This is a genomic window from Streptomyces sp. NPDC018029 (genome assembly GCF_044327655.1).
In the GTDB taxonomy this organism is placed as follows: domain Bacteria; phylum Actinomycetota; class Actinomycetes; order Streptomycetales; family Streptomycetaceae; genus Streptomyces.
This window is the reverse complement of the sequence record NZ_JBIRFV010000013.1, coordinates 35,291-61,599: the sequence shown is the minus strand read 5'-3', so window position 1 is coordinate 61,599 and position 26,309 is coordinate 35,291. Positions and strand designations below refer to the sequence as shown.

At 72.0% G+C, this 26,309-nt stretch carries 20 protein-coding genes and 1 tRNA gene; 13 read left to right on the top strand and 8 right to left on the bottom strand.

Annotation, left to right across the window (positions count from 1 at the left end; all coding sequences use genetic code 11):
• Positions 1-42 precede the first annotated feature (42 nt).
• On the bottom strand, positions 43-1,320 hold the full coding sequence (locus tag ACH4D5_RS33075) for a lipase family protein (protein WP_398309863.1): 1,278 nt from the start codon (positions 1,318-1,320) through the stop codon (positions 43-45).
• A 390-nt stretch (positions 1,321-1,710) separates the two neighbouring features.
• On the opposite strand from ACH4D5_RS33075, the gene ACH4D5_RS33070 reads away from it, so the two are divergent.
• A complete protein-coding gene (locus ACH4D5_RS33070) occupies positions 1,711-4,590 on the top strand; it encodes a peroxidase family protein (protein WP_398309860.1) in 2,880 nt (959 codons plus the stop codon).
• The gene (locus ACH4D5_RS33065; protein ID WP_398309857.1) at positions 4,577-5,956 is read left to right on the top strand and encodes a hypothetical protein; all 1,380 of its coding nucleotides are present in this window, start codon (positions 4,577-4,579) and stop codon (positions 5,954-5,956) included. Before ACH4D5_RS33070 ends, ACH4D5_RS33065 begins: the two co-directional genes overlap by 14 nt.
• A gap of 6 nt (positions 5,957-5,962) precedes the next feature.
• On the opposite strand, the gene ACH4D5_RS33060 is transcribed toward ACH4D5_RS33065, so the two are convergent.
• Together ACH4D5_RS33060 and ACH4D5_RS33055 are read right to left on the bottom strand one after the other, a co-directional pair.
• Positions 5,963-7,525, bottom strand: coding sequence for an acetolactate synthase large subunit (locus ACH4D5_RS33060; protein ID WP_398309854.1), 1,563 nt, complete (start codon positions 7,523-7,525; stop codon positions 5,963-5,965).
• A 61-nt stretch (positions 7,526-7,586) separates the two neighbouring features.
• Positions 7,587-8,630, bottom strand: a complete 1,044-nt coding sequence (locus ACH4D5_RS33055; RefSeq protein WP_398309851.1) for a GlxA family transcriptional regulator — start codon at positions 8,628-8,630, stop codon at positions 7,587-7,589.
• 52 nt (positions 8,631-8,682) lie between these two features.
• Between ACH4D5_RS33055 and ACH4D5_RS33050 the strand changes: the two genes are divergently transcribed.
• The 5 genes from ACH4D5_RS33050 to ACH4D5_RS33030 all read left to right on the top strand — a co-directional run bounded on the left by ACH4D5_RS33050 (position 8,683) and on the right by ACH4D5_RS33030 (position 13,990).
• Positions 8,683-9,099 (top strand): cupin domain-containing protein, encoded by a 417-nt coding sequence (locus ACH4D5_RS33050; RefSeq protein ID WP_398309848.1) that lies wholly within the window; start codon positions 8,683-8,685, stop codon positions 9,097-9,099.
• Between the two features lie 278 nt (positions 9,100-9,377).
• On the top strand, positions 9,378-9,467 hold the full coding sequence (kdpF, locus tag ACH4D5_RS33045) for a K(+)-transporting ATPase subunit F (RefSeq protein WP_033264828.1): 90 nt from the start codon (positions 9,378-9,380) through the stop codon (positions 9,465-9,467).
• Between the two features lie 8 nt (positions 9,468-9,475).
• Positions 9,476-11,140, top strand: coding sequence for a potassium-transporting ATPase subunit KdpA (gene kdpA, locus ACH4D5_RS33040; RefSeq protein ID WP_398309845.1), 1,665 nt, complete (start codon positions 9,476-9,478; stop codon positions 11,138-11,140).
• Complete coding sequence (gene kdpB / locus ACH4D5_RS33035) at positions 11,137-13,308, top strand: potassium-transporting ATPase subunit KdpB (protein WP_398309842.1); 2,172 nt, start codon at positions 11,137-11,139, stop codon at positions 13,306-13,308. Before kdpA ends, kdpB begins: the two co-directional genes overlap by 4 nt.
• Before the next feature lie 7 nt (positions 13,309-13,315).
• Positions 13,316-13,990 (top strand): potassium-transporting ATPase subunit C, encoded by a 675-nt coding sequence (locus ACH4D5_RS33030; RefSeq protein ID WP_398309839.1) that lies wholly within the window; start codon positions 13,316-13,318, stop codon positions 13,988-13,990.
• Positions 13,991-14,055: 65 nt separating this feature from the next.
• Here ACH4D5_RS33030 and ACH4D5_RS33025 read toward each other — a convergent pair whose 3' ends face one another.
• Positions 14,056-14,415: a hypothetical protein gene (locus ACH4D5_RS33025; RefSeq protein ID WP_398309837.1), complete on the bottom strand. Its 360-nt coding sequence runs from the start codon at positions 14,413-14,415 to the stop codon at positions 14,056-14,058.
• A gap of 127 nt (positions 14,416-14,542) precedes the next feature.
• Between ACH4D5_RS33025 and ACH4D5_RS33020 the strand changes: the two genes are divergently transcribed.
• Positions 14,543-15,589 (top strand): glucokinase, encoded by a 1,047-nt coding sequence (locus ACH4D5_RS33020; protein WP_398309834.1) that lies wholly within the window; start codon positions 14,543-14,545, stop codon positions 15,587-15,589.
• A gap of 98 nt (positions 15,590-15,687) precedes the next feature.
• Here ACH4D5_RS33020 and ACH4D5_RS33015 read toward each other — a convergent pair whose 3' ends face one another.
• On the bottom strand, positions 15,688-17,079 hold the full coding sequence (locus tag ACH4D5_RS33015; RefSeq protein WP_398309832.1) for a glucose-6-phosphate dehydrogenase: 1,392 nt from the start codon (positions 17,077-17,079) through the stop codon (positions 15,688-15,690).
• Between the two features lie 125 nt (positions 17,080-17,204).
• Here ACH4D5_RS33015 and ACH4D5_RS33010 point away from each other — a divergent pair, with 125 nt between their 5' ends.
• The gene (locus tag ACH4D5_RS33010) at positions 17,205-19,550 is read left to right on the top strand and encodes an ATP-binding protein (protein WP_398309829.1); all 2,346 of its coding nucleotides are present in this window, start codon (positions 17,205-17,207) and stop codon (positions 19,548-19,550) included.
• Between the two features lie 82 nt (positions 19,551-19,632).
• Here the strand turns inward: ACH4D5_RS33010 and ACH4D5_RS33005 are convergent, their stop codons facing one another.
• Both ACH4D5_RS33005 and ACH4D5_RS33000 read right to left on the bottom strand, forming a co-directional pair.
• Entirely contained in the window at positions 19,633-21,075 is a 1,443-nt protein-coding gene (locus ACH4D5_RS33005) for a trehalose-6-phosphate synthase (protein WP_398310250.1), read from the bottom strand.
• 47 nt (positions 21,076-21,122) lie between these two features.
• Entirely contained in the window at positions 21,123-21,788 is a 666-nt protein-coding gene (locus tag ACH4D5_RS33000; protein WP_398309826.1) for an SIS domain-containing protein, read from the bottom strand.
• A 139-nt stretch (positions 21,789-21,927) separates the two neighbouring features.
• Between ACH4D5_RS33000 and ACH4D5_RS32995 the strand changes: the two genes are divergently transcribed.
• Entirely contained in the window at positions 21,928-23,241 is a 1,314-nt protein-coding gene (locus ACH4D5_RS32995) for a caspase family protein (protein ID WP_398309823.1), read from the top strand.
• A gap of 79 nt (positions 23,242-23,320) precedes the next feature.
• Here ACH4D5_RS32995 and ACH4D5_RS32990 read toward each other — a convergent pair.
• Positions 23,321-23,405: transfer RNA gene (locus ACH4D5_RS32990), tRNA-Leu, on the bottom strand.
• Between the two features lie 187 nt (positions 23,406-23,592).
• Between ACH4D5_RS32990 and ACH4D5_RS32985 the strand changes: the two genes are divergently transcribed.
• From ACH4D5_RS32985 to ACH4D5_RS32975, 3 genes are all read left to right on the top strand, one after another.
• On the top strand, positions 23,593-24,918 hold the full coding sequence (locus ACH4D5_RS32985; RefSeq protein WP_398309820.1) for a M20/M25/M40 family metallo-hydrolase: 1,326 nt from the start codon (positions 23,593-23,595) through the stop codon (positions 24,916-24,918).
• A gap of 146 nt (positions 24,919-25,064) precedes the next feature.
• On the top strand, positions 25,065-25,298 hold the full coding sequence (gene chpH / locus ACH4D5_RS32980; protein WP_398309817.1) for a chaplin ChpH: 234 nt from the start codon (positions 25,065-25,067) through the stop codon (positions 25,296-25,298).
• A gap of 143 nt (positions 25,299-25,441) precedes the next feature.
• Complete coding sequence (locus ACH4D5_RS32975) at positions 25,442-26,284, top strand: chaplin family protein (protein WP_398309814.1); 843 nt, start codon at positions 25,442-25,444, stop codon at positions 26,282-26,284.
• Positions 26,285-26,309 lie beyond the last annotated feature (25 nt).

Sequence of the window (26,309 nt, the reverse complement as noted above, 5' to 3'; positions counted from 1 at the left end):
CGCGTGGGCGCGACCAGCCACAACGGACCCGCACCTGCACGATCACCGCACATCCCCGAACTCGCTCAAAACCCCCGGCGGAGTAAGCGCGTTGACGTAGTGCCCCGGCCCGTGGTCCTCGAACGAGTAAGTGAACGGAATCGTCCGCGTCAACGCGAGACGCGCCGCGAAGAACGCCAGCGGCGCCACCACCGCGAGCCCGGCGAGGCTGTCCATCTGCGGATAGTGCAGGCCCGGGTCGCGCACCTCGGCCCAGCCGCCGGCCCGCGGCCCCCGCGCCAGCTCGGCCAGCGAGCGTCCCGCCGCCCGCGCCCTGCGGCCCGCCATCCGGCGCAGCTGCCCGCGCAGCAGGTCGCCCGGGAGTGAAACCGCGTCGATCGCCGTCTCCGCCGCGAAGGCGAGCGTCCCCTCCGCCACCCCGCGGGGCCTGCGGTAGTGCAGCTCGCGGCCGAAGGGGGCGTACGGCCCGACGGGCCGCGGCGGCAGCGCGGGCACGACGTCACGGTCGAAGATGTAGCGCAGCAGCCGGTCGCGCAGCACGTACTCGCCCCGGTGGTCGGTGGCCCGCGCGCACGCGTCGGCGAACTCGGGGCCGCCGAGCAGCGGCTGGCCGAAGGTGTAGACGGCCCGCAGCCGTTCGGCGACGGAGTGGAAGCGCGGCTCGTGGGCCAGGACGACACCCATCAGCGCGGCCATCGCCCCGCCGAGGCTGTGCCCGGTGATGTACAGCGCCTCCATGCCGTCGCCGCGTACGCCCTTCTCCTCGGGGTCGACCGACTCGCCGCGGGCCGCCCGGTCGAGGGCCTGCATGATCAGATGGCGGGTGGCGCGCATGTTGCGGTAGAAGCCCGCGTGCACCTCGTGACGCTCGCCAGCGAGGTCCACGCAGAGCGTCTCGGGGCGCACGTCGGCGTCGGTGAGGATGCTGATGATGTCCTCGGGCTGGGTGCCGCGGTAGCAGAGGATCACCACCCGCCGGTCCTTGTCCTGGATCAGATACGCGGCCGACGCGATGTACATGGCGTCCACCCGCTGCTCGAAGACCCGGCAGCGGTTCTCCTCCAGGCCCAGCCTGGACATGATCATGGCGACGGTCCGCGGGTCGCCGACCCGTCCCGCACCGGCGTACGCGTACGCCGCGCACGTCGCCATGGTGTGCGGGACGGGCCCCTCGGTGTCCGGCAGGCCCTTGTCCGCGGCCAGCAGGTCCACCAGGTCGCGGTGGACGGGGAAGGCCGGGTGTCCCGGCGCGCCCTCGGTGGGCTCCTTGAACGGGCGCAGCTCCGCGAAGCTCGGCCCCCTGGCGAAGTCGTCCCGCATGGCGTCCCCCCACAACGAGCGGTGACTGCAACGGAGTTGCGAGCACACCACCGGCCCGGCACACCGTCAACTCACCGGCGTCGCGGCGGCCGGCACCCGACGGGACTTGGCCATCGCGCGCGCCCCGCGCGTGGGACTGATGGGAACGGAGACTCACACGGGGTGTGAACGGAACACCCGCCGTCGCCCGCCGCACCCGGGCCCACCCCGCCCACGGGCCCAAACGCCCTGGCCCGCCCGCCAGTTCGAGGCACCCGGGCGGCCCCGCACATAGGCGGGAACCATCGCTGCGGCCGACCGGTGCCGCCAGTAGCGTCTGCCTGCCCCCCTGTCCCGTACGCAGTACCGCCACCAGCCGTGCGAAGGAACGTGCGAAGGAAGAGGCGCCCGATGGCCGACACCGGACAGCACCAGCAGAGTTACGAGCGCTATCTGGGCGGCAGCCCGGAAGCGGAGCGCCGGCTCTTCGAGCGACTGGCCAAGGAACTGATGAAGGTCCAGGAGAAGAACCGGCGCGCGGCCCGGGCGGCGGACATCGGGCGCGTCCAGCACGAGAAGGCCGCGCTCGGCGTGGAGAACGCCCGCCTGCGCTTCCACGACGACCTGCCCGACACGCTGCGCTGCGGCTTCGCCCAGCCCGGCGCCGAGTACCCGGCGACCGTGCGGCTCTCCAACGCGGGCGGCATCCGGCAGGCCGACGGCGCCCCCGACCTGCGCGGCGCCGCCGTGCGCGTGGCCGTCTCCACCGAGGAGCACCACGACCTGCTCGCCACCAACCACCCGGTCTCGCACGCCCGCGACGCCCGCGAGTTCGTCGCCTTCGCCAAGGCCATGGCGGGCGCGACGACCCGGCTGCGGAAAGCCGTCGCGCTCTTCGTCGAACTCCCCCTCACCGTCGGCCTCACCACCGCCACCAGGATGCGCCGCAACGTCCGGGCCGCCACCCGGCGCACCGTGCACAGCCTCGCCGCCGAGACGTACTGGAGCCGCAGCGCCATCCTGTGGGGCGAGGCGGGCCCGGTACGCTACCTGCTGCGCCCCGCGGGCGGCGCGGCCACCGCCAGGTCCGACCCCGAGCGCCGCGACCCGCAGTACCTGCGCCGCGACCTCGAGACCCGGCTCGCCCGGCAGGACATCACCTTCGAGCTGTGCCTGCAGCGGTACGTCGACGAGCGCCGCACCCCCGTCGAGGACGGCTCGGTGGAGTGGCTGGAGTCCGTCGCCCCCGCCGTGCCCGTGGCCACGCTCACCATCCCCAGCCAGGACCTCGACACCGCCGAGGCGCGTGCCGCGGGCGGCCGCGTGGAGGTGATGGGCTTCAACCCCTGGTTCACCACGGAGGACTTCCGCCCGCTCGGCAACCTCAACCGGGCCCGCAAGACGGCGTACGAGGCGAGCGCCGCGCACCGGCACGGCCTGCGGTTCGTCACCGAGGAGCCCCTGCGCAACAAGGTGGTCGGCGTGCCCGCCGACGCGGCTCTCCGGCTGCTCAACCGCTACGTGCCGTGGCACAAGCTGCCGTTGCAGGCCGGTCTGCTCAACCTCGTCTTCCTCCGCAAGGCGCTGCGCCGCTTCAACCTCATCGACACCGACGTGCACGAGGCGCCGCCGAAGACCATGCCCGTGCCCGCCCCGGTCGACGAGCAGCTGCGCACCGTCCGCTCCTACGACGGGACGTACAACGACCTCTCCAGGCCGGCCATGGGGGCCGTGGGCGCCCCCTTCGGACGCAACCTCAAGCCCGTCTACCGGCCCGACCTCTTCGACGTCCCCAACCCGGTCACCGTCAGCCGTGAGCTGCTGCACCGCGACACGTTCCTGCCCGCCACCTCGCTGAACGTCCTGGCCGCCGCCTGGATCCAGTTCCAGGTTCACGACTGGGTCAACCACCGCCGCCACAAGCCCGGCGGCAAGTCCGTCGAGGTGCCGCTGCCGCCCGGCACCACCTGGTACAACACCCCGGGCGGGCCCGCCGAACGCGTGATGCGGTTCGCCGACAACGAAGGCGTCGAACTCCCCGGCGACCAGCCGCCGATCCTCTTCGCCAACACCGCGTCGCACTGGTGGGACGGCTCCGAGGTGTACGGCGAGAACGAACACACCGCCCGGTTCCTGCGCGAGCCCGACGGCGGCGCCAAACTCCGCCTGGAGGAGGGCCACCTGCCCATCGGCCCGAACGGCATCCCGCTGACCGGCTTCGCCGAGAGCTGGTGGATGGGCCTCAGCGCCATGCACACCCTCTTCGCCCGCGAGCACAACGCCGTCTGCGACGCGCTGCGGCAGGCCTACCCGTCGATGAGCCAGGAGAGCGTCTACCACACCGCGCGCCTCGTCGTCTCCGCCCTCATCGCCAAGATCCACACCGTGGAGTGGACCCCGGCGATCCTCGCCACCGAGGCCATCGACATCGGCCTGCGCACCAACTGGGAGGGTCCGCCCAGCAGTTGGCTCAACAAGCTCGGACTCTGGCTGTTCGAGTCGCACTCGCTGACGGGCATACCCAGGACGCTGCCGGACCACCACGGCGCGCCGTACTCCCTGACGGAGGACTTCGTCACCGTCTACCGCATGCACCCGCTGATCCCCGACGACTTCGAGATGCGCGAGCACCACTTCGGGCAGCGCCTGGAGACCCTGGGCTTCCACGACATCCAGGGCGCCGCCGCCGAGGCCGCCATCCGCAAGACGGGCCTCGCCGACACGCTGTACTCCTTCGGCATCTCCCACCCGGGCGCCATCACCCTGCACAACTTCCCGCGCGCGCTCCAGCACTTCGAGCGCGACGGCGAGATCATCGACCTGTCCGTCGTCGACCTCGTCCGCACCCGCAGGCGTGGCGTGCCCCGCTACAACGACTTCCGCGAGGGGCTGCACAAGCAGCGCATCCGCCGCTTCGAGGACCTGTCGCAGGACCCCGAGACCGTCGCCCGCCTCAAGGACGTCTACCGCTCCGTCGACGAGATCGACACCGTGGTCGGCCTGTTCGCCGAGAACCCGCCGCACGGCTTCGGCTTCAGCGACACGGCGTTCCGCGTCTTCATCCTGATGGCCACCCGGCGGCTGCAGAGCGACCGCTTCCTGACCGTCGACTTCCGCCCCGAGATCTACACGCCGCTCGGCATCGACTGGGTCCAGAAGGGCGGCATGAAATCCGTCCTCCTCCGGCACTGCCCGGACCTCGCAGGGCTGCTGCCGCGCGGCGCCAGCGCGTTCGCGCCGTGGCGCCAGGTGCAGCCGATCAGTGACGGTGGCGGGCGTGCGGACGGCTGACGGCGACCCCGGCCACCCGGGCCTCGCGGACCTGTTCGCCCGGCCCCTCCTGGAGACGGTCTGGCGCCGCCGCACCCACCGGGTGAGCCGCGGCGCCGCCGTCCCCGCGGGCTCGATGAGCTACCGCTCGCCGCACGAGCCGCGGCCCCTGACCGAGCTGGAGGAGGCGGTGCTCATCGCGCTCACCGGCTGCACCGGCCTCACCATGCCGGACCGGCCCTTCGACGACCCGCGCGACGGCAAGCCGATCATGGCCAAGCCCAACATGACCATGGCGGGCCGCACCGCGGGCAGCCCCGACAACGCGCAGGGCACGCACTTCTTCCTGATCAACGACTCGGGCACGTACTTCCTGCGCAGACTGGACCCGGCCCCCACCACGCCCCTCGACGCGACGAGCCTGGTCGAGCGGGCCCGGCAGGCGAAGGTCCGCGTCCTCGACCACCGCCTGGACGTCCCCGAGGACCGGCGCGACTTCCCGGCCTACCTCGACTCGAACCGCTTCCTGTCCAACCTCCCCGGGACGACCGTCCTCTTCCCGGTGGTGGACCTCTCCCACCAGTACATCAACGCCCTGATGTACCTGCTCACCCAGCCGGACGACGTCCGTCCCACCCTGGTCGACGACCGCAACCTCTACCGGCCGGCGGGCGTGAAGAAGTGGGTCAAGAACGGCTTCCTCAACGGTGACATCAAGCTGCCGCTCGGCGCACTCGGCCCGCTGCGCACCCAGATCGAGGCGGACCTGCTCCTGCAGAACCTCATGCTGAGCGCCGAGGCGATGGGCCTCGGCGCCTGGATCCACGCCTCCATCAACCCCCAGATAGCCCTCGGCGACCCGAAGTTCTCCCGCGCGTACGGCAGGATGCTCGGCTTCACCTTCGTCACCCCGCGCTGGCGCCTTCCGGACCTCTGGCGCTGGCACGTCCCGCTCCCCAAGTACGCGAACCTCCGCTCCCACCCGGTCGGCCTCACCGCACCCGACGGCCAGCCCCTCATCGAGGCGGCGTGCCCGCCCGCGCACCGCACCATGACGGCGGCGGTCGACGCGGTGATCCGCGCCAAGTTCGGCCCCGGCGGCACCTACGGCGACAAGGACGTCTTCGCCCGCATCTACAAGGAGGAGTACGGGCAGCGGTACCTGGCGGAGGCGAGCGAGTACGAGGAGCGGGTGATCGACTGCGCGCGGGACATCTGCGAGTACATCCTGCGCACCCACCGCCGCTTCCCCGCCCACACTGACGCGATCCACGTCCCGGGGGTGTGGCTCCAGGTCCACCATGTGGAGACGGAGTACTACGACAAGTACTTCAACGAGGGCCTGACGGACGCGCACCGCCGCCACGAGGGTCTGTGGGACGGCTGAGCCGCTTCAGCCCAGTGGCGGCACCACACAGTCGATCAGGAACGGCCCCGGCTCCGCCAGGCCCCGCTTGAGCAGCGCCGCGAACTCCTCCGCCGTCGTGGCCCGTTCCGCGGGCACCCCCATCCCGCGCGCCAGCGCGGTGAAGTCCAGGGACGGCCCCGAGAGGTCGAGGAGCCGGCGCGCCCGCGTCTCGCCCGCGGCCGCGCCCACCGCCCCCAGCTCCAGATTGAGGATCGCGTACGACCGGTTGTCGAAGACGACCGTCGTGACGTCGAGCCCCTCCCGCGCCTGCGTCCACAGCGCCTGCGGCGTGTACATCGACGCGCCGTCCCCGACCAGCGCGAGCACGGGCCGGTCGGGACAGGCCACGCTCGCCCCCACCGCGAGCGGCAGCCCCTGCCCCATCGAGCCACCGGTCAGCGTCAGCCAGTCGTGCGGCGGGGCACCGGCGGTCGCGCCGGGCAGCCACAGCCCCGACGTGTTGGCCTCGTCGACGACGACGGCACCCTCCGGCAGCAGCGCACCGATCACGGCGGCCGCCGACTCGGCGGTCAGTTCACCGCTGGGCAGCGCCGGCCTGCCCGCCTCCTCCTGTACGCGGCCCACGCCGGGCCCGACCACTTCGGCGAGCCCTTCGAGCGCCGCCGTCACGTCCTCCGCACCGGCCGTGAGCCGGTGCACGACGCACCCCTCGGGAACCAGCGCCCCGCTCTGCCCCGGATAGGCGAAGAAGGCCACCGGCGACGCGGCACCGGCGAGCACGAGGTGCCGCAGGCCCGCCAGTTGGCCGAGGGCGCCCGACGCGAAGTAGCCGAGCCGTTCGACGGCGGGCCGCCCCGCGCCCCGCTCCAGACGGGCCGGAAACGTCTCGCACAGCAGCTTCGCCCCCGTCGCCGCGGCGATCCGCCCCGCGGCCGCGAGCCCGGCCCCGCGCACGGCGGCCCCGCCGAGCAGCAGGGCGACGTCCGCACCGGACCGCAGCGCCTCGGCGGCTCCCGTCACGGCGTCCACGGACACCAGGCCGTGCCGCGCCGGGACGGGCGGCACGGATGCGGGCGGCTCGCCCGCCTCGGACCAGGACACGTCGGCGGGCACGACCAGCGTCGCGACGGCGCCGGGCGGACCGGTCGCCGCGGCGACGGCGGCCGCGACGTCACCGGCGAGTTCGGTGGCGTAGTAGGTGCGCCGGGTCCAGGCCGAGACGGTGCCGGCCAGCGCCCCGATGTCGGACTCCAGGGGCGCGTCGAGCCGCTTGTGGTGCAGGGCGTGGTCACCGACGACGTTGACGACGGGTGTCGCGGCCCGCCGCGCGTTGTGCAGGTTGGGCAGGCCGCCCGCGAGGCCGGGCCCGAGGTGCAGCAGCGTGCACGCGGGGCGGCCCGTCAGCCGCCCGTACCCGTCGGCGGCGCCGGTGGCCACGCCCTCGAAGAGGCACAGCACGGGCCGCAGCTCTGGCGTCTCGTCGAGCGCGGCCACGAAGTGCATCTCGGAGGTGCCGGGGTTGGCGAAGCAGGCGCGGACACCCGCGTCCACAAGGCCGTTGATCAGGATCTGCGCTCCGTTCGGCATGGCGGTCCGCCTCTGCTGGGTGGCGAGTCTGCTGGGTGGCGAGGGTGGGACAGGCCAGTCTTCACGGGGTGCGGGCCGTGGCGGCAGCCGGGATCCGGCCAGCCGCCGCGGGCGTGCCGGGGCCGAACCTGCGCCGGTAGTCGGACGGGCTCAGCCCCGTCTCGCGGCGCAGCCGGGCCCGCAGGTTGGCCAGGGTGCCCAGACCGCTGAGGTGCGCGACCACGTCCAGACGCTCCTCGCCGCGCTCGATGAGTCGGCAGGCCAGCGCCACGCGCTCGCCGGTCAGCCAGGCCAGCGGAGTGGTGCCCAGCTGGGCCCGGAAGCGCCGGTGCAGGGTCGCGGTGCTCACCCCGGCCCGGGCCGCGAGCCCCGCCACGGTGAGGGGGTCGCCGAGCCGCTCCTGCGCCCAGGCGAGCACCGGCGCGAGGGACTCGTCCCGCACCTCCGGAACGGGCCGTTCCACGAACTGCCGCTGTCCGCCGTCCCGGTGCGCCGCGAAGACGAGTCGCCTGCTCACGGAGTTGGCGACCTCCGCGCCGAAGTCCTTGCGGACGATGTGCAGACCCAGGTCGATGGCGGCCGCGCTGCCCGCCGCGGTGAGGATGTCGCCGTCGTCCACGAACAGCACGTCGGGTTCGAGCTGCACGGCCGGAAACCGCTCTCGGAAGGAGTCGGCCCACTGCCAGTGGGTGGACGCCCGGCGGCCGTCGAGGATGCCCGACTCGGCGAGCGCGAAGGCGCCGGTGCAGAAGCTCATGATCCGGGCGCCGCGCGCGTGGGCCCGCCGGATCGCGGCGAGCACGTCCGGGGCGCGCGGCACGGTGTTGTCGGGCCGGCCCGGCATGATCAGCGTGTCCGCGGTGTCCACGGCGTCGAGTCCGGGCACGCCGGCGAGGGTGAAGAACCCGTGGTTCATGCGGACGCCCGACCTCGGGGCGCACAGGACGATCTCGTACAGCGCGCCCGGCAGGCCGAGTTCGGGCCGTGGCAGTCCGAACACCTCCGTGGCGACGCCGACTTCGAAGGGGTTGGTGCCCTCGTCGACGACGACCACGACGCGGTGCGGCGGCCGCCCGGCGGGCGGCTGCGAGGATTCTTGCGGCATGTGCGATTTCTAGCACTCGTGGCGGTGGTCCGGCACGACGGAGGATCACCGCATGAACACTGAACCCACCGCCGTGAACACCGAACCCATCGCCCTCGACCAGGCCTTCGCCTCCTTCGACGCCCTGTGGAGCCCCCGCATCGTCACCTCCGTCAACGACTACGACGTACGCGTCGCCAAGGTCGAGGGCGAACATGTCTGGCACGTCCACGACAACACCGACGAGTTCTTCCTGGTCCTCGGCGGCGAGCTCCACATCGACCTGCGCGAACCGGCGGGGGAGCGCAGGGTCACGCTCCCGCAGGGCTCGCTCTACACGGTCCCGCGCGGCATCGAACACCGCCCGTACGCCCCCGAGGGCGCCCGCCTCCTCCTCTTCGAACCCACCGGCACCCTGACGGTCGGCGACCGCCACGACGAGGTCCCGACCCACGTCGACGCGACGACGGGCCACGCCCTGACCGGCTGATCCCGTCCGGGCAGGGCCTTTCTGTGCCTTTCCGCCCCTGACGCGCCTCGCCGAGCTCAGCGCTCCGTAAGAGAGCCGTCAAGACGGCTGAACGCGCCGTATGGAGGGTGTCAACGAAGGTCGTGGGCGGCCGAAAGGGCGGTTACCTCTAACCGTCCGAGCAAGCACTGCACCGTCCACGTCCTTCAGGAGCTCACGATGGCCGACCTGGCCTTCGTCGTCACCACGATCGCGGTCTTCGCGCTGGTGGCCCTCGTCGCCAAGGGGGTGACCAAGCTGTGACCGCCGAGAACATCGTCGGCCTCGTCGTGGCCGTCGCTCTCCTGGGCTATCTCGTCCTCGCCCTCGTCTTTCCGGAGAGGTTCTGAGTACGGATATGAGCCCCGCCCTCGCCGGTGTGCTCCAGCTCCTCGCGCTGATAGCGGCGCTCGCGCTGGCACACCGCCCGCTCGGTGACTACATGGCCCGCGTCTACGGCTCGAAGAAGCACCTTCGCGTCGAGAAGTGGATCTACAAGGCCATCGGTGCCGATCCCGACACGGAAATGCGCTGGTCCGCGTACCTGCGCGGCGTCCTCGCCTTCTCCGCGGCCGGTGTCCTCTTCCTCTACCTGCTGCAGCGGCTCCAGGGCTCGCTGCCCGGCTCGCTCGGCTTCACGTCCATCGACCCGGACCAGGCGTTCAACACCGCGGCGTCGTTCGTGGCGAACACCAACTGGCAGTCGTACTCCGGCGAACAGGCCATGGGCCACGTCGTGCAGACCGGCGGCCTCGCCGTGCAGAACTTCGTCTCCGCGGCCGTCGGCATCGCCGTCGCGATCGCTCTGGTACGCGGCTTCGCCCGCTCCCGCACCGGTGAGCTCGGCAACTTCTGGGCCGACCTGGTGCGCGGCACCGTCCGCGTCCTGCTCCCCATCGCCGTCATCGGCGCACTCGTCCTCGTCGCCTGCGGCGCCCTCCAGAACTTCTCCGGCATCCACGAGGTCGGCCAGTTCATGGGCGGCAAGCAGGAGTGGAACGGCGGCGCCGTCGCCTCCCAGGAGGTCATCAAGGAGCTGGGCACGAACGGCGGCGGCTACTTCAACGCCAACTCCGCGCACCCCTTCGAGAACCCGAACCCGATCTCGAACCTCTTCGAGATCTTCCTGATCCTGCTCATCCCGTTCGCGCTGACGCGGACCTTCGGCAGGATGGTCGGCTCGCTCCGGCAGGGCTACGCGGTCCTCGCCACCATGGCGACGATCTGGATCGGCTTCACCGCGCTGATGATGTGGACCGAGTTCCACCACGGCGCCCCGGCCTACGACCTGGCCGGCGGCGCGATGGAGGGCAAGGAGACCCGGTTCGGGGTCGCCGGCTCGTCGATCTTCGCGGTGGCCACCACGCTCACCTCCACCGGCGCCGTGAACTCCTTCCACTCCTCCTACACCGGCTTCGGCGGCGGCATCCAGATGCTCGGCATGCAGCTCGGCGAGATCGCGCCGGGCGGCACGGGATCGGGCCTCTACGGCATGCTCATCATGGCGATGATCGCCGTGTTCATCGCGGGACTCATGGTCGGGCGCACCCCGGAGTACCTGGGCAAGAAGATCGGCACCCGCGAGATCAAGCTGGCGGCCTGCTACATCCTGGTCACCCCGGCCCTCGTCCTCGGCTTCACGGCCGTCGCGATGGCCCTGCCCACCCCGGCCGACTCGATGACGAACTCCGGCGCGCACGGCTTCTCCGAGATCCTGTACGCCTACACGTCCGGGGCCAACAACAACGGCTCGGCCTTCGCGGGCCTGGGCGCCGACACACAGTGGTTCAACACCACGCTCGGCCTCGCCATGCTGCTCGGCCGCTTCCTGCCGATGGTGTTCGTCCTCGCGCTCGCGGGCTCGCTCGCCGAGCAGCAGCCGGTCCCCGCGACCGCGGGCACCCTGCGCACCGAGAAGCCGCTCTTCACCGGCCTGCTGGTCGGCACCATCATGATCATCACCGGTCTCACCTATTTCCCCGCGCTCGCGCTGGGACCGCTTGCCGAGGGGCTGGCGTCATGAGCACTCACACCACACAGCACGACAGTGACGGCCGGGCCGACCGGTCCGGCGGGGGCTCGGCACCCGTCGCCACCGCGGACCGCGCCCCCCACCACGACGTCCCCACCGGCCACACGTCCGCCGACGCCGGCAAGGTCGGCGCGGGCCTCTTCGACCCCGCCCAGCTGCTCAAGTCCCTGCCGGACGCCTTCCGCAAACTGGACCCGCGCGTCATGGTCAAGTCGCCGGTCATGTTCGTGGTCCTGATCGGCTCGGTGGTCACCACCGTGCTGGCCGTGAAGGACCCGGGGGACTGGTTCGGCTGGGCGATCACCGCCTGGCTCTGGCTGACCACGGTCTTCGCCAACCTCGCGGAGGCCGTCGCCGAGGGCCGCGGCAAGGCGCAGGCCGACACCCTGCGCAAGGCCAAGACCGACACCGTGGCGCGCCGCCTGACGGGGGACGTCGAGGAGTCGGTGCCCGGCACCGACCTGCGCATCGGCGACCTCGTCGTCTGTGAGGCGGGCGACATCATCCCCGGCGACGGTGACGTCGTCGAGGGCGTGGCGTCCGTCGACGAGTCCGCGATCACCGGCGAGTCGGCCCCCGTCATCCGCGAGTCCGGCGGTGACCGGTCCGCCGTCACGGGCGGCACGAAGGTCCTCTCCGACCGCGTCGTCATCAAGATCACGACGAAGCCCGGCGAGACGTTCATCGACCGCATGATCAACCTGGTCGAGGGCGCGGCCCGCCAGAAGACGCCCAACGAGATCGCCCTGAACATCCTCCTGGCGTCCCTCACCATCGTCTTCCTGCTGGCCGTCGTCTCGCTCAAGCCCTTCGCGATCTACGCGGGGGCCGACGACCAGACCTCGATGATCGTCCTGACGGCACTCCTCGTCTGCCTCATCCCGACGACCATCGGTGCGCTGCTCTCCGCGATCGGCATCGCGGGCATGGACCGCCTGGTGCAGCGCAACGTCCTCGCCATGTCGGGACGGGCCGTCGAGGCCGCGGGCGACGTGTCGACCCTGCTGCTCGACAAGACCGGCACCATCACCCTCGGCAACCGCCAGGCCGCCGAGTTCGTGCCGGTGCGCGGCACCACCGAGGCCGAGGTCGCCGACGCGGCCCAGCTCTCCTCGCTGGCCGACGAGACGCCCGAGGGCCGCTCCATCGTCGTACTCGCCAAGGAGCAGTACGGTCTGCGCGAGCGGCACCAGGGCGAGCTGACCGGCGCCGAGTGGGTGCCGTTCACCGCGCAGACCCGCATGTCGGGCGTGGACGTCGACGGGCGCAAGGTCCGCAAGGGCGCGACCGGTTCGGTCGTCGCCTGGGTGAAGGAACGTGGTGGCGAGGTCGCCGAGGATGCGCAGGAACTCAACGACCGCATTTCACAGGCTGGTGGCACGCCGCTGCTTGTGGCTCTGGAAGACGCTGACGGCGCCCGGGTCCTCGGGGTGATCCACCTCAAGGACGTCGTCAAGGAGGGCATGCGCGAGCGCTTCGACGAACTGCGCCGCATGGGCATCAAGACCGTCATGATCACCGGTGACAACCCGCTCACCGCCAAGGCGATCGCGGACGAGGCGGGCGTGGACGACTTCCTCGCCGAGGCCACGCCCGAGGACAAGATGGCGCTGATCAAGCGGGAGCAGGCCGGCGGCAAGCTGGTCGCGATGACCGGCGACGGCACGAACGACGCTCCCGCGCTCGCCCAGGCCGACGTCGGCGTGGCCATGAACACCGGCACCTCGGCCGCCAAGGAGGCCGGGAACATGGTGGACCTGGACTCCAACCCGACGAAGCTCATCGAGATCGTCGAGATCGGCAAGCAGCTCCTCATCACCCGGGGCGCCCTGACGACCTTCTCGATCGCCAACGACGTCGCGAAGTACTTCGCCATCATCCCGGCCATGTTCGCGGTGGCGTACCCGAGCCTCGACAAGCTCAACATCATGAACCTGTCGTCGCCCGAGTCCGCGATCCTCTCCGCGGTCGTCTTCAACGCGCTGATCATCGTCGCACTCGTGCCGCTGGCCCTGAAGGGCGTGCGGTACCGGCCGATGAGCGCGGACCGGATGCTGCGGCGCAACCTCGGCGTCTACGGCCTGGGCGGACTCGTCGCCCCGTTCATCGGCATCAAGATCATCGACGTACTCATCTCTCTCATCCCCGGCATTGGGTGACTCGGTCATGAACAACTCCGTAGGAAACACCGCCCGGTTGCTCGGCGCGGGACTGCGCGCCCTGCTCGTCCTCACCGTGGTCTGCGGCGTCCTCTACCCGCTCGCGGTGACCGGCGCCGCCCAGGCCCTCTTCCACGACAAGGCCAACGGCTCCGAGGTGAGCGCGGACGGCGAGGTCGTCGGCTCCGAACTCATCGGCCAGCGCTACGACCTGCCGCTGAAGAAGGGCCAGGAGACGGCCGAACCGGACCTCAAGTGGTTCCAGCCCCGCCCCTCCAACGGCCTCGGCGAGAACACCGTCAACACGCAGTACAAGCTGCTCCTGTCCGGCGCCACCAACCTCTCCGGCGACAACAAGGACCTCATCCGGCAGGTGAAGGACGCCAAGGCGGCCGTCGTCAAGGACAACTCCACCGCGGACCACCGGGTCAAGCCCTCCGACGTGCCCGCCGACGCGGTCACCTCCTCCGGCTCCGGCCTCGACCCGCACATCTCCCCGGCCTACGCCGACCTCCAGGTCCACCGCGTCGCCGCGAGGAACCACCTGGACGTCCGGCAGGTCCAGAAGCTGGTCGACGCGCACACCGACGGGCGGACCCTCGGCTTCATCGGCGAGCCGCGCGTCAACGTCCTCCGGCTCAACATCGCCCTGAAGGAGCTGGCAGGCGCCGGCGGGTCCTGAGGGGGCTGGGGTCCGGGCCGTCAGGGGGGCGGCCCGGACCTCAGGGAGGGGCGGCGGCCCCGCCGTCAAGGGGCCGGGTCAGCGTCGCGCAGTACCGTTCGGATGAACTCCTCGGCCCCCGAGATCTGCTGCGCGTCGATCTCCACCTCCTTGCCGTCGGGGTGCCGGACGACGATGGAGAGGTCCGCGCGGCGCTGCTTGATCCACAGCTGCGCGGACGCGACCAGCGCGGCGACCGTGCCGCTGCTGACCGCGGTGAGGACGAGCTCCGTCATGGCGCCCATCTGCCCGGGCGCGGGGGCTGCGCTCCGCAGCCGGACGCGCCCCCGGAGCTCGTCCTCCCGCTGCAGCCAGGCGTGCAGCTCCCGGACCAGCGTCGTGTCGGACCCCGCCGGGCCGCCTGTCACCTGGATCTGTACCGACATCGCCGCACCACCGAAATCCGTTTCCGCGCCCGCGCCCGCGCATGGACGTCTCGTCATACTGTGCCCCACGACAACTCGGTCCGGCCGTACGTCAATTGGCCCGACCCGACTCCGAAGTGGTGATGCAGTGCGTACAGCGGTGGCCGCGTTCGACGTGGGAGGCACCCATTCCCGGCTGCGCGGCGGACGGACCGGAGACCCGGAACACGTGGAACTGAAGGTGCGGACCGCCGACCACCCCTCTCTGGAGGAGCTGCTGGTCACCTGTCTCCACCAGGCGGACCTGCGGCCGGCGACCATGGTGCTCGCCGTCGCGGGCCGCGTCCCGGCGCACGGCACCGTGCAGCTGACGAACCTCCCCGCCTGGCCGCCGTTCGACCGCGCCCGGTTCGCGGAGCGGCACGGCGTCCGGGTGCGCGTCGTGAACGACATGACGGCCACCGCGCACGGCATGGCGGACCTCGGCCCCGACGAGGTGCGGCCGCTGACCCGCCACGAGCCGCGCACCCGCCACGACCCGGCCGCCGGTGGAGGCGAGCTCCTCGCCGTCTCCGTGGGCAGCGGAGTCGGCAGCGCGCTCCTGGACGCGCACGGTGTGGTGCACACGTCTGAGTCGGGACACGTCACCTGGCAGCCCGAGAACGACTTCGAGGCCGGCTATCTGGCGCGCCTCAGGACGGAGTTCGACGGGGCCGTCACCGTCGAGGAGTCCATCGGCGGGCTCCGCGGCTTCGACCGGATGTACGACTACGTGCGCCGAAGCACGTCACCCGCCCCCGCGCTCGACGAGCGGGTGACCCGAGCGCGCGGGGCCGGGGCCGCCGTCGCCCCGGTCATCACCTCGGCGGCGCTCGCCGGAGACCCCTGCGGCGTCGAGGTCGTCCGGTTGTTCGCCGCCCTCTTCGGCCAGTACCTGCGCGGCGTGGTCCTGGTGTGCCTGCCCGCGGGCGGCACCGTCACCCTGACGAGCGGGGTCCTCCAGGCCCCCGGGGTGGCGGAATTCCTGTGCGCGGAGACGGAGTTCCTGCACCGCTTCGTCAGTCCGGGCGCCTGCCACCACGACCTCCTCGCGGAGATCCCGGTGCGGCTCGCCCTCGACCCGCTGGTCGGCGTACGGGGTGCCTACCGCATGGCGCTCCGGGACGCGGAGACAGGACCCGGGGCCACCGGCTGACGGACACGCCCTGCCCGTCACGGGAGAAGCAGGCACCCTGCCCGTCACGGAAGAGGCAGGCACCCCGCCCGTCACAGGAGACGCACGCACCCCGCCCGTCACGGGAGAGGCACGCACCAGCCCTCGCCCCCCGCCAGGTCCGCCGACTTCCGCGGCCCCCACGAACCCTGCGGATACCCCAGCGGCGCCTCCCGCACCTCCAGCGCGGGCGCCACGACACGCCACGACTCCTCCACGGTGCGCATCGACACGAACCGTCCCGTCCTGCCCAGCAGAGCGTCCGACAGCAGATGCGTGTACGCCTCCCACGCGCCCCCGGAGGTGTCCGCGGCCGGCACGTCGGCCAGGTCGAGGCGGAGATCGACCGGCACAGGACCGGGATCCGCCCCCGGCCCACGGGCGTTGAGCGTCAGCACGGCCCCGCCGTCACCGCCGATCCGGAAGCGGACGCGGGCCGGCCCCGGCTCCTTCCGGGCGAACCAGAGACGGTGCTCGGTGGGCACGAAGTCGACCACCACCTCGATCGCCGTGGCGGCGAGACCCTTGCCGGAGCGCAGCAGGAACGGCACCCCGCGCCACCGCTCGGCGTCGAGGTCGAGCCGCAGCGCCGCGAAGGTCTCCACCGTCGAATCGGCCGCCACCCCCGCCTCCGCCCGGTACCCCGCGTACTGCCCGCGGACGAGGTGCCCGGGAGCCACCGGACGCACCCCGGCGAGCGCCTCCGCGATCCGCTCGCGGAAGGCCTCCGCGGTGCCGTCGGCCGGGCGCTCCATCGCCACTATCCCGACGAGCTGCAGCAGATGGCTCTGCACCACGTCGCGGACCGCCCCGATCCCCTCGTACAGTGCTCCCCGGCCGTCCACACCCCTGACCTCGCAATGCGTGATCTGCACCCGGGAAATGGTTCTCCGGTCCCAGGCCGACTCCAGAAAGGGATTGCAGAAACGAAAAGCCAGCAGATTCTCTACGGCCTCCTTCCCGAGATAGTGATCGATTCTCAGGACGGAGTCGGCAGAAAACACCTTAAGCAAGGAGGCGTTGAGCCGCCGGGCCGAATCCAGGTCATTGCCGAAAGGCTTCTCCACGAGCACGGCGCCCGGCGGGAGGCGTACGGCCCCCATCGTCGCGATCGTCGCGGTGGCCCGCGGCGGCGGAACGCCCAGGAAGTACACGGGACGGGCCGCCGGGCGCAGCGCCTCCGCCACCTCCTCCAGCGTGCCGCGCCGCGTCGTGTCCCCCTCGACGAAGCAGGTCCCGGCCAGCAGCCGCCGCACCACCGTGCCGTCCGCCGGGCCGCACATGTCGTGCACGGCCGCGGCCACGAACTTCTCGAAACCGGCCCGGCCTGGACCGGGCAGTCCGACAGCGACGACCGGCGGCACCCACTGGTCCGACAGCGACAAGCGGTAGAGCGCGGGCCACAATTTCCGGCGCGCCAGATCTCCGGTCGCGCCGAAAAGGACCAGGGCATCTGCTGATGCGTTCGTCACGCACCCTCCTCAAGGAGAACCGGACGCCGCGAGAATACCCGGACCTCCTGTCCGGGACACGTCTCGCATCCTTGTGCAAGACGTATAATCCGCCCAACTCGCCTTGACCCCACGGGGGTGGATCTGTGTCAGCAGGGGAGATCCGAGGACCGGCCGCGGGCGCGCCCACGCGCGACGCTCCCACGACCGGTTCGCAGACCAGCTGGGAGGGGCTCCGCAGGCTGCTCGACGAGCGGACCGACCGGCTGCGCACATCGGGCGGGTACCGGGAGCGCCCATCGGACGCGGACCGCCTGCGCCCCGCGGCCGGCTCGGTCGACGAGCTGTCCCGGGCCGTCACGGACGACCCGGAGTTCGGCCGCAGGATCATCGAGCGTCTGCTGCGGTTCCAGTCGCCCGAAGCGCGGACGGCGGACCGGCCGCCGCTCCCGGTGCCCCACCAACTCCCGCTCGACCGCCCAGGATTCGTGGGCCGGGAAAGTGAACTCGCCGAGCTGGACCTGCTCCTCGGCGAGCCGCGGAAGGACGGCCCGGACACCGCGGTGATCTCCTCCGTCGGCGGCGCCCCCGGCGTCGGGAAGACCGCGCTGATGGTGCACTGGGCGCACCGGTCGCGCGACGCGTTCCCCGACGGCCAGCTCTACGTCAACCTCCGTGGCCACGGCCCGGGCAACCCGCTCGAACCCGCGGAGGTCCTCGCCGACTTCCTGCACGCCCTGGACGTGCCGTCCGCCAAGGTCCCGCAGGAACTCGAACCGCGCGCGGCCCTGTTCCGCACCCTGCTGCACGAGCGGAAGATGCTGGTCCTCCTGGACAACGCCCGCAACACGGCACAGGTGTTCCCCCTGCTGCCGGGCAGCTCCACCTGCGTGGTGATCGTGACCAGCCGGAACCGCCTCCAGGGCCTGGTCGGGAGCTACGGCGCGCGCAGCATCCGCCTCGACACCCTCAGCGAACGGGAGTCCGTCGAGCTCCTGACGGGCATCGTCGGCGGCGACCGCGTGCTGCAGGAACGCGGCGCGGTCGAGGAACTCGCGGCCGGCTGCGGCCACCTCCCGCTGGCCCTCAGCATCGTGGGCGAACGCGTCGCGGCGTATCCGCAGTGGCCCATCGCCGACCTCCTGGAGGGCCTCGGCGACGAGCGGCACCGGCTCGACACCTTCGCCGCGGCCGTCGAGGACACCGGCGACGAGCAGCGCGAGGTGCGCGTCGCCTTCTCCTGGTCGTACCGCGCGCTGAGCGCCGGCAGCGCGCGCTGCTTCCGCATCCTCGGCCTGCACCCGACGGGCGAGTTCAGCCTGCTCGCCGCCGCGGCCGCGACCGGCGACTCCAGAATGCGCACCAACCTGTATCTGCGGGGCCTGATCGACTGCCACCTGCTCGAACAGGTCGCGCCCGACCGGTTCCGCTTCCACGACCTCATCCACGACTACGCCGCCGAGCGGGCGTACGAGGAGGAGTCCGCGGAGTCCCGGCGGGAGTCCGTCAGGCGCTGTCTGCTCTGGTACCTGCACACGGCGGACGCGGCGAACAGGCAGCTCATGCCCCACCGGCGCCGGATCGACCTCGACGAACTGCCCGACCGGTGCCGGCCGCTCCGCTTCGCCGACGGCGCGGAGGCGCTGGCGTGGTGCGACACCGAGCGGACCCATCTGATCGCGCTGGTCCGGCAGGCGGTGCAGTGGGAGCAGGACGCGATCGCCTGGCAGCTGCCCGTCGTCCTGTGGAGCTTCTTCAACGTCCGCAAGCTCCTGAGCGACTGGATCGTCACCCACGAACTGGGCCTGCGCGGGGCGCGGCGCTCCGGCTGCCGCAGGGGAGAGGCCTGGACGCTGAACAGCCTCGGCAACGCCTACCGCGGCACGCAGGAGTTCGAGAAGGCCGTCGAGGTCTGGGAGGAGGCCCTGGCCATCCGCCGCAGGATCGGCGACAAGTACGGCGAAGGGACCTCCCTCAACAACCTTGCGGGCGCCCTCCGGCGGATGAACCGCATAGAGGACTCGATCCGCTGCTCCAACAAAGCACTCGCCATCCACCGCGAGATCAAGGACCGCTGGAACGAAGGCATCGACCTCAACAGCCTCGGCACCGCCCACCGCGACCTCGGCCGGATCGAGGAGGCGATCAGCTGCTGGCTCCGCGCCCTCGGCATCCAGCGCGAGATCAAGGACCTGTTCGGCCAGGGCACCTCGCTCAACCACCTCGGCGAGGCCTACCGGACAGCCGGACGCGACGAGGAGGCCCTGGCCGCCTTCGACGAGGCACTGCGCATCAGACGGTCCTTCGGCGACGAGCCGGGAGCCGCGACGACCGCACTCAACCTGGGCGCGACCATGGCCGCGATGGGGCGCCTCAAGGAAGCCGCCGTCTACTACACCCTCGCGCTGGAGGACCTGGAACGGCTCGGCGACCCGCGCACGGACGCGGTGCACGAAGCCCTCCGCGACCTGGTCGACCGGACGGCGACCTAGGCCCTGTCGTCACCGTCCCGCCTGCCCGCCTGCCCGCCTGCCCGCCTGCCCGCCTGCCCGGCGGCACGGAAGCCGGGCGGCGCTACGGCTCCGTCCCGTCGCGGACCGCCACGAGGTCCGCGAGCTGTGCCCGCAGCCAGCCCTCGGGCGAGGTCGCGAGGAGCGGCGCGCGCATCAGGTGCGACCTCCCCGCCCGCTCGTGCGACGGCATCGCGAGCGCCCGCCGGAGCGCCGACGCGGTCTCGCGCACGTCGCGCGGGTCATGGACGAGAACGGCCCCCGCGCGAAGCCGCTCGGCGCTCCCGGTCCGCGCCGACAGGACGACCGCGCCGTCCCGCCGGTTCACCAGCACCCCTTCCTGGGCGACCAGATTCATCCCGTCGTGCACCGAGTTGACGAGCAGGACGTCGTACTCCCGCAGCGCCGCCATGGCCCGCACCCGGTCCTCCTCCCAGTACACGGTCAGCACCCCGGGATGGTCCCGCTGGATGGCGGCGACGGCGTCCCGGACCCGGGCCGCGTACCACGCGTACTCCGGCACCCCGGGCCGCGAAGGCGTCAGACACGCCACGAACCTGACCCGGCGCCGCAGCTCCGGACGGTCGGCGAGCAGCAGCGCGAAGGCCTCGAAGCCCCGCAGCACGTTCTTCGCCGGGTCCAGCCGGTCCACCCGCACCAGCAGCCGCGCCCCCTGCCGCAGCCGGCGGAAGGTGCCGGCCCACCGGTCCGCCTCCCGGGTGCCGAAGACGCCGGACAGGTACTCCTGGTCGGGCGGGGCCGGATAGCGGCGGACCAGCGTCCGCCGGCAGCCGTGCCGGACGACCCCGGCCCGGCGGTCGACCTCGTGCCCGGCCTCCTCGCTGAGCCGCAGGAAGGAGTCCGCCCACCGATCGCTCTGGAAGCCGAGGACGTCCGCCGCGAGCATGCCGCGCAGCAGCAGCCCCCGGACCACCCCGGGCAGCACCGCGAGAGCGGCCGGGGCCGCGAACGCCGCGTGCAGGAAGAAGCCCACCGTCTGCGTCGGCAGCCGGGCCCGGAGGAACCCGGGCGCGGTGCCGAACTGGTAGTCCTGGAAGCAGACGACGGTACGGGGATGACAGCGGGCCGCGGCCGCGGCGGCGACGGCCCGGTTCACCCTCTGGTACGACCGCAGAGCCGCACCGTCACCGAACACCCCCGGACCTGCGGCGCCCGGGCCGGGATCGTGCGGAAGGTCGTCCCAGAGATCGTGGAGCGCGTACCAGAGCCCTCGTACACCCGCGTCCTCGTAGTACCGCCGGTAGTCCGCGGCCCGGCACGGAACCGGCCGGAATCCATAGCCGAGCCCCAGCCCGTCGAACCGGCCCTCCCGCGCCGCCCGGCGGTCCTCGTCGCTCGTCGACGGAGCCAGCCAGCACACTTCCTCACGCAGGGCGCGCGCGGACCTGTCGAGCAGCGACGTCACGCTGCCCGACCGCCGTTCCGGCGCGGGACCCGACGGGGTGGACCGGAACGTCACAGGGCCCCGGTCGGAGACGAGGACCACATCGGCCGTACGCGCACGGGGCGCCCGCGCGGGCCCGTGGACCACCGTCAGCCCTGGATTCCGTCGAGCGACGGATCCAGGATGTCCCGGGGGTGGCCCCTGCCCGTGCCCAGGGCGAGGGCCAGCGAGTGCACGAGCCCCAGATGCACGGTCTCCACCACCCCGTACACCTCGCTGTCCACCAGCAGCGGCACGTCGACCAGCGCGGCGGCGCTCCCCCCGGAGCCCCCGAGCAGCCCGACCGTGCGCGCGCCGCGCGCCCGCGCCGTCTTGAGGCCTTCGAGGATGTTCGGGGAGTCGCCGCTGACGCTGATGGCCACCACGACGTCGCCGGGCGTGAGCAGGCGCGCGAGCTGCTCGGAGAAGACCCGGTCGTATCCGATGTCGTTGGCCAGCGCGCTGAGCAGCGGCGTGTTGCCGGTGAGCGCGTTCGTCCGCAGGCCCGCGGCGTGCGGGCCCGAGGTCATGGCGAGGTCGCACGCCAGATGGCTCGCGGTGGCGGCGCTCCCGCCGTTGCCGATCACGTAGAGGCAGCTGCCGGTCGTCCTGACCGAATCGAGCAGCCGGACGGCCGAGGCGAAGGCGTCCGGTTCCAGGGCGAGGGCGGCATCGGCCACCAGGTTCTGAAACGCCGTGCAGACGGCGGAAGCCTGGTGCGGGCCTCCCTCGCGCCCTAACTCGCCGGCGTTGTCCATCGTGTCCGAACGTCCCATGACCAACCCCACCCGTCGCAGCCGACTTCGGATTGGCCAGCATGCCCGAAACCTCGGACAGCGGTAAGAGCGCCACTCCTCAAATGAGTTGCCTCGCTATCATTTGGGCAGCGGTGCGGTGCGGCAAGAGGGGGACGACGTGCGGCTGGCCAGCGGCTCGAACTCGCATGCGGTACTCATCGGTTGCGGCAGCTACGAAGACGACGAACTGCCCCCGCTCCCCGCCGTCCACAACAACCTCGACGACCTCCGCTCCCTGCTCACAGGACCCGGCAACTGCGCGCTGCCCGAGGCGCGCTGCACGGTGCTGCGCGACGTCAAGGAGCCCCAGCGCGTGGGGGAGGCGCTCAGCCGCGCGGCGAGCGCGGTGGAGGACATGTTCCTCGTCTACTTCGCGGGGCACGGCGCGCTGGACGACCGTGGCCTGCTCCACCTCCTGCTCACCGGCAGCGACACCAAGCTGCTCGGCTGGTCGAGCCTGCGCTTCGACCTGATCCGCGAGACGATGGCGTCCGCGCCCGCCAGGAACCGTGTGCTGCTGCTCGACTGCTGCTTCTCGGGCCGGGCCATCGAGGCCATGGGGGACACCGCGTCGCTCTACTTCGGCCAGCTGGAGATCGCCGGCACGTTCGTCCTGGCCTCGGCCCCCGCGAACGCCCCGGCCCGCGCCCCCCTGGGCGACCGGCACACGCTGTTCACGGGGGAGCTGATCAGGTTCCTCCGCGACGGCTCCGCCGCGGAGCGGGAACTGCTCACGCTGGAGGCCGTCTACCGGCACACGTCCCGGGTCCTCGCCGCGAAGGGGGAGCCGAGGCCCCAGCGGTGCGGCACGGGGACGAGCGACCAGCTGGCCCTCGCCGTCAACGCCGCGTTCCGCCCGCTGACACCCGCCGAGGTGCCGGAGCGCCTGCGCCGGGCCCTCGCGTCGGCAGAGGCCGGTGACCTGGCCGGCGCGCTGACCGTCCTGCGGGGGCTGGCGCCGCAGTGCGACCACGTGCTCGGCCAACGCCATGAGCTCACCCTCCTCGCGCACCGGGCCCTGGCGCACGCCGAGGGCGAGAACGGACACGCGGCCGAAGCCGCCCAGGGGTACGCACGGCTCGTCGAGCGGCTGGCCGTCGAACGCGGACCGACCCACCCCGACACGCTCCAGGCGCGGCACGAGCGGGCCCGGTGGTGCGGCATCGGCGGGGACGCGGCCTCGGCCGCCGACCTGTTCGCCGAGCTGTCCGTGGACGCCTCGGGGGCGCTCGGCCCCGGCGACGTGCGCTCCCTGAGCTGCCGGTGGCAGTACGCGCACTGGCTCGGGGTGAGCGGCCACCCCGATCGCGCGGCGGCCGCCTTCGCCGAGCTCGCCGAGAGCTACGGCTCCGCGCTGGGCGAGCGGCACGACGACACGCGGGCCGCCCGCCGCAACCACGCCCACTGGCGCGACTGTGCAGGCCGGCCCTGATCCGCGGCCGACCTGACCTGTCATCCGTGGCCGACCGCACACGCGAAAGGCCCCAGTCTCGCGACTGGGGCCTTGCTTGTGTCCGAGGGGGGACTTGAACCCCCACGCCCGATAAAGGGCACTAGCACCTCAAGCTAGCGCGTCTGCCATTCCGCCACCCGGACCGGGTGTTGTCTTGGCGGGGTGTTCCCCGCGGCGACAGAGAGAACATTACCAGGCCTCCAGGGGTACTCGATCACCCCCCTGGTCCGCTGTGAACGGCGCGTGACGACACCCGCCCGCCCTTGGGCGCGGAGCCCCGGAGAGGGAGGATGAAGGGGACCACCAGCAGCGAATGCGGGAGGAACCAGCGTGAGCGGGTCCAGCACGGGCAAGGCCGTCACCGGTGAGGACGAGGTCGTCGACCTCTGTCGCGAACTGATCCAGATCGATACGAGCAACTACGGCGACCACTCGGGCCCGGGGGAGCGCAAGGCCGCAGAGTACGTCGCGGAGAAGCTCGCCGAGGTCGGACTCGAACCGAAGATCTTCGAGTCCCACCCCGGCAGGGCCTCCACGGTCGCGAGGATCGAGGGCGAGGACCCGTCGCGGCCCGCGCTCCTCATCCACGGCCACACGGACGTCGTGCCCGCCAACGCGGCGGACTGGACGCACAACCCCTTCTCCGGGGAGATCGCGGACGGCTGCGTGTGGGGCCGGGGCGCCGTCGACATGAAGGACATGGACGCGATGACCCTCGCGGTCGTACGGGAGCGGATGCGCAGCGGCCGCAAGCCCCCGCGCGACATCGTCCTGGCGTTCCTCGCGGACGAGGAGGCGGGCGGCACGTACGGCGCGCGGTACCTGGTCGACAACCACCCGGACCTCTTCGAGGGATGCACGGAGGCGATCAGCGAGGTCGGTGGTTTCTCCTTCACCGTCAACGAGAACCTGCGGCTCTACCTCGTCGAGACGGCCCAGAAGGGCATGCACTGGATGAAGCTGACCGTGGACGGCACCGCCGGTCACGGTTCGATGATCCACAAGGACAACGCGATCACCGAGCTCTCCGAGGCGGTCGGGCGCCTCGGGCGGCACAAGTTCCCGGTGCGGGTCACCAAGACGCTGCGGCACTTCCTCGACGAGCTCGGCGACGCCCTCGGCACCGAGCTCGACCCGGAGAACATGGACGCGACGCTCGCCAAGCTCGGCGGCATCGCCAAGCTCATCGGCGCCTCCCTGCAGAACACCGCCAACCCGACGCAGCTCGGCGCCGGGTACAAGGTGAACGTGATCCCGGGGCAGGCCACCGCGCACGTCGACGGGCGCTACCTGCCGGGGTACGAGGAGGAGTTCCTCGCCGATCTGGACCGGATCCTCGGTCCGCGGGTCAAGCGCGAGGACGTCCACGCGGACAAGGCCCTGGAGACCACCTTCGACGGCGCCCTCGTCGACGCCATGCAGACCGCCCTGCGGGCCGAGGACCCGATCGCCCGCGCCGTGCCCTACATGCTCTCGGCCGGCACGGACGCCAAGTCCTTCGACGACCTCGGCATCCGCGGCTTCGGCTTCGCGCCGCTGAAGCTGCCCCCGGAGCTGGACTTCGCGGGCATGTTCCACGGTGTCGACGAGCGGGTCCCGGTCGACGGCCTGAAGTTCGGCGTCCGGGTGCTCGACCGCTTCATCGAGGCTTCCTGACCGAAACGTATCTCCAACAATCGCCAGTGCGTACGTACTTGACTGAAAAGAGTGAATGAGACCATAGGCTCGTAGCCATGGAGATCCCTCCTCGTTACAGGTGATGCAGTCCGCGGCTGGGACTGCATTGCCAACTAGGAGGAATAATGCTCAAGAAGGTCGTCGCCGCTGTGGCTGCCACCGGTGGTCTCGTGCTCGCCGGTGCGGGCATCGCCACTGCCGACGCCGGTGCCCAGGGTGCCGCTGTCAACTCCCCCGGCGTCGCGTCGGGCAATGTCGTCCAGGTGCCCGTGCACGTGCCGGTGAACGCCTGCGGCAACACGGTCTCCGTGATCGGTCTGCTGAACCCCACCTTCGGCAACTACTGCGTCAACAAGTGACGTTGCCGCGCCTCACCCGTTAAGGGTCTGAGCTTGTCGGCCCCGGAGTGCACGCCATGCGCTCCGGGGCCGACGGGTATTCCACGTCCGGGCCAGCGGGTCCGGGCGTATTCCGGATGTACGGCAAAAGGCAGGGAACAGCTATGCGACAGGTCACGCGTAAAGGCCTGATCACCGTGGCGGCCGCGACCGGCGTGCTCGCCGCGACCGGCGGTCACGCACAGGCGGATTCGGGCGCGAGGGGAAGCAGTTCGGGTTCGCCCGGCGTGCTGGCGGGCAACAGCGTCCAGCTCCCCATCGACGTTCCGGTCAACGTGTGCGGAAACACCGTGAACGTGGTCGGCGTCCTCAACCCGGCGGCAGGAAACCACTGCGCCAACACCTCAGGCAAGGGAAGCGGTTCGCACAAGCCGTCCGGCGGCGGAGCCAAGGCCGACGGTCACGCCGGCGACTCACCCGGCGTCGGCTCCGGCAACAACGTGCAGCTGCCGATCAACGCTCCGGTCAACGTCTGCGGCAACAGCGTCACCATCGGCGGCCTCGGCAACCCCGCCATGGGCAACGAATGCGCCAACGACTCCGGAGACGCGGGGAAGCCGCCGGGCGGCGAGAAGCCCCCGACCGACCCCGAGCACCCGGGCAAGCCTGAGCAGCCGGGCAAGCCGGAGCAGCCGGGCAAGCCGGGCGACCCCGGTAAGCCGGACAACCCCGGCAAGCCCGGGAAGCCCGGCGACCCGGGCAAGCCGGGGAAGCCCGGCGATCCCGGCACCCCCGGCGGCTCCCAGTCGCCGCACGACCCGCTCACCCCGATCGACGACCGCGGCATCCCGGGCGACCCGGGCGCGCAGCTCGTCACGCCGCCCGAGGGGACGTCGCAGCTCGCCTCGACGGGCAGTGAGCTGCCGCTCGGCGTCGCACTGCCGCTCGGCGCGGGCGCGCTGCTCGCGGGCGCGGTGCTCTACCGGAGGGCCCGGGCGGCCGCCTGAGCCACCCCGCCGTCCGAGCACGCCG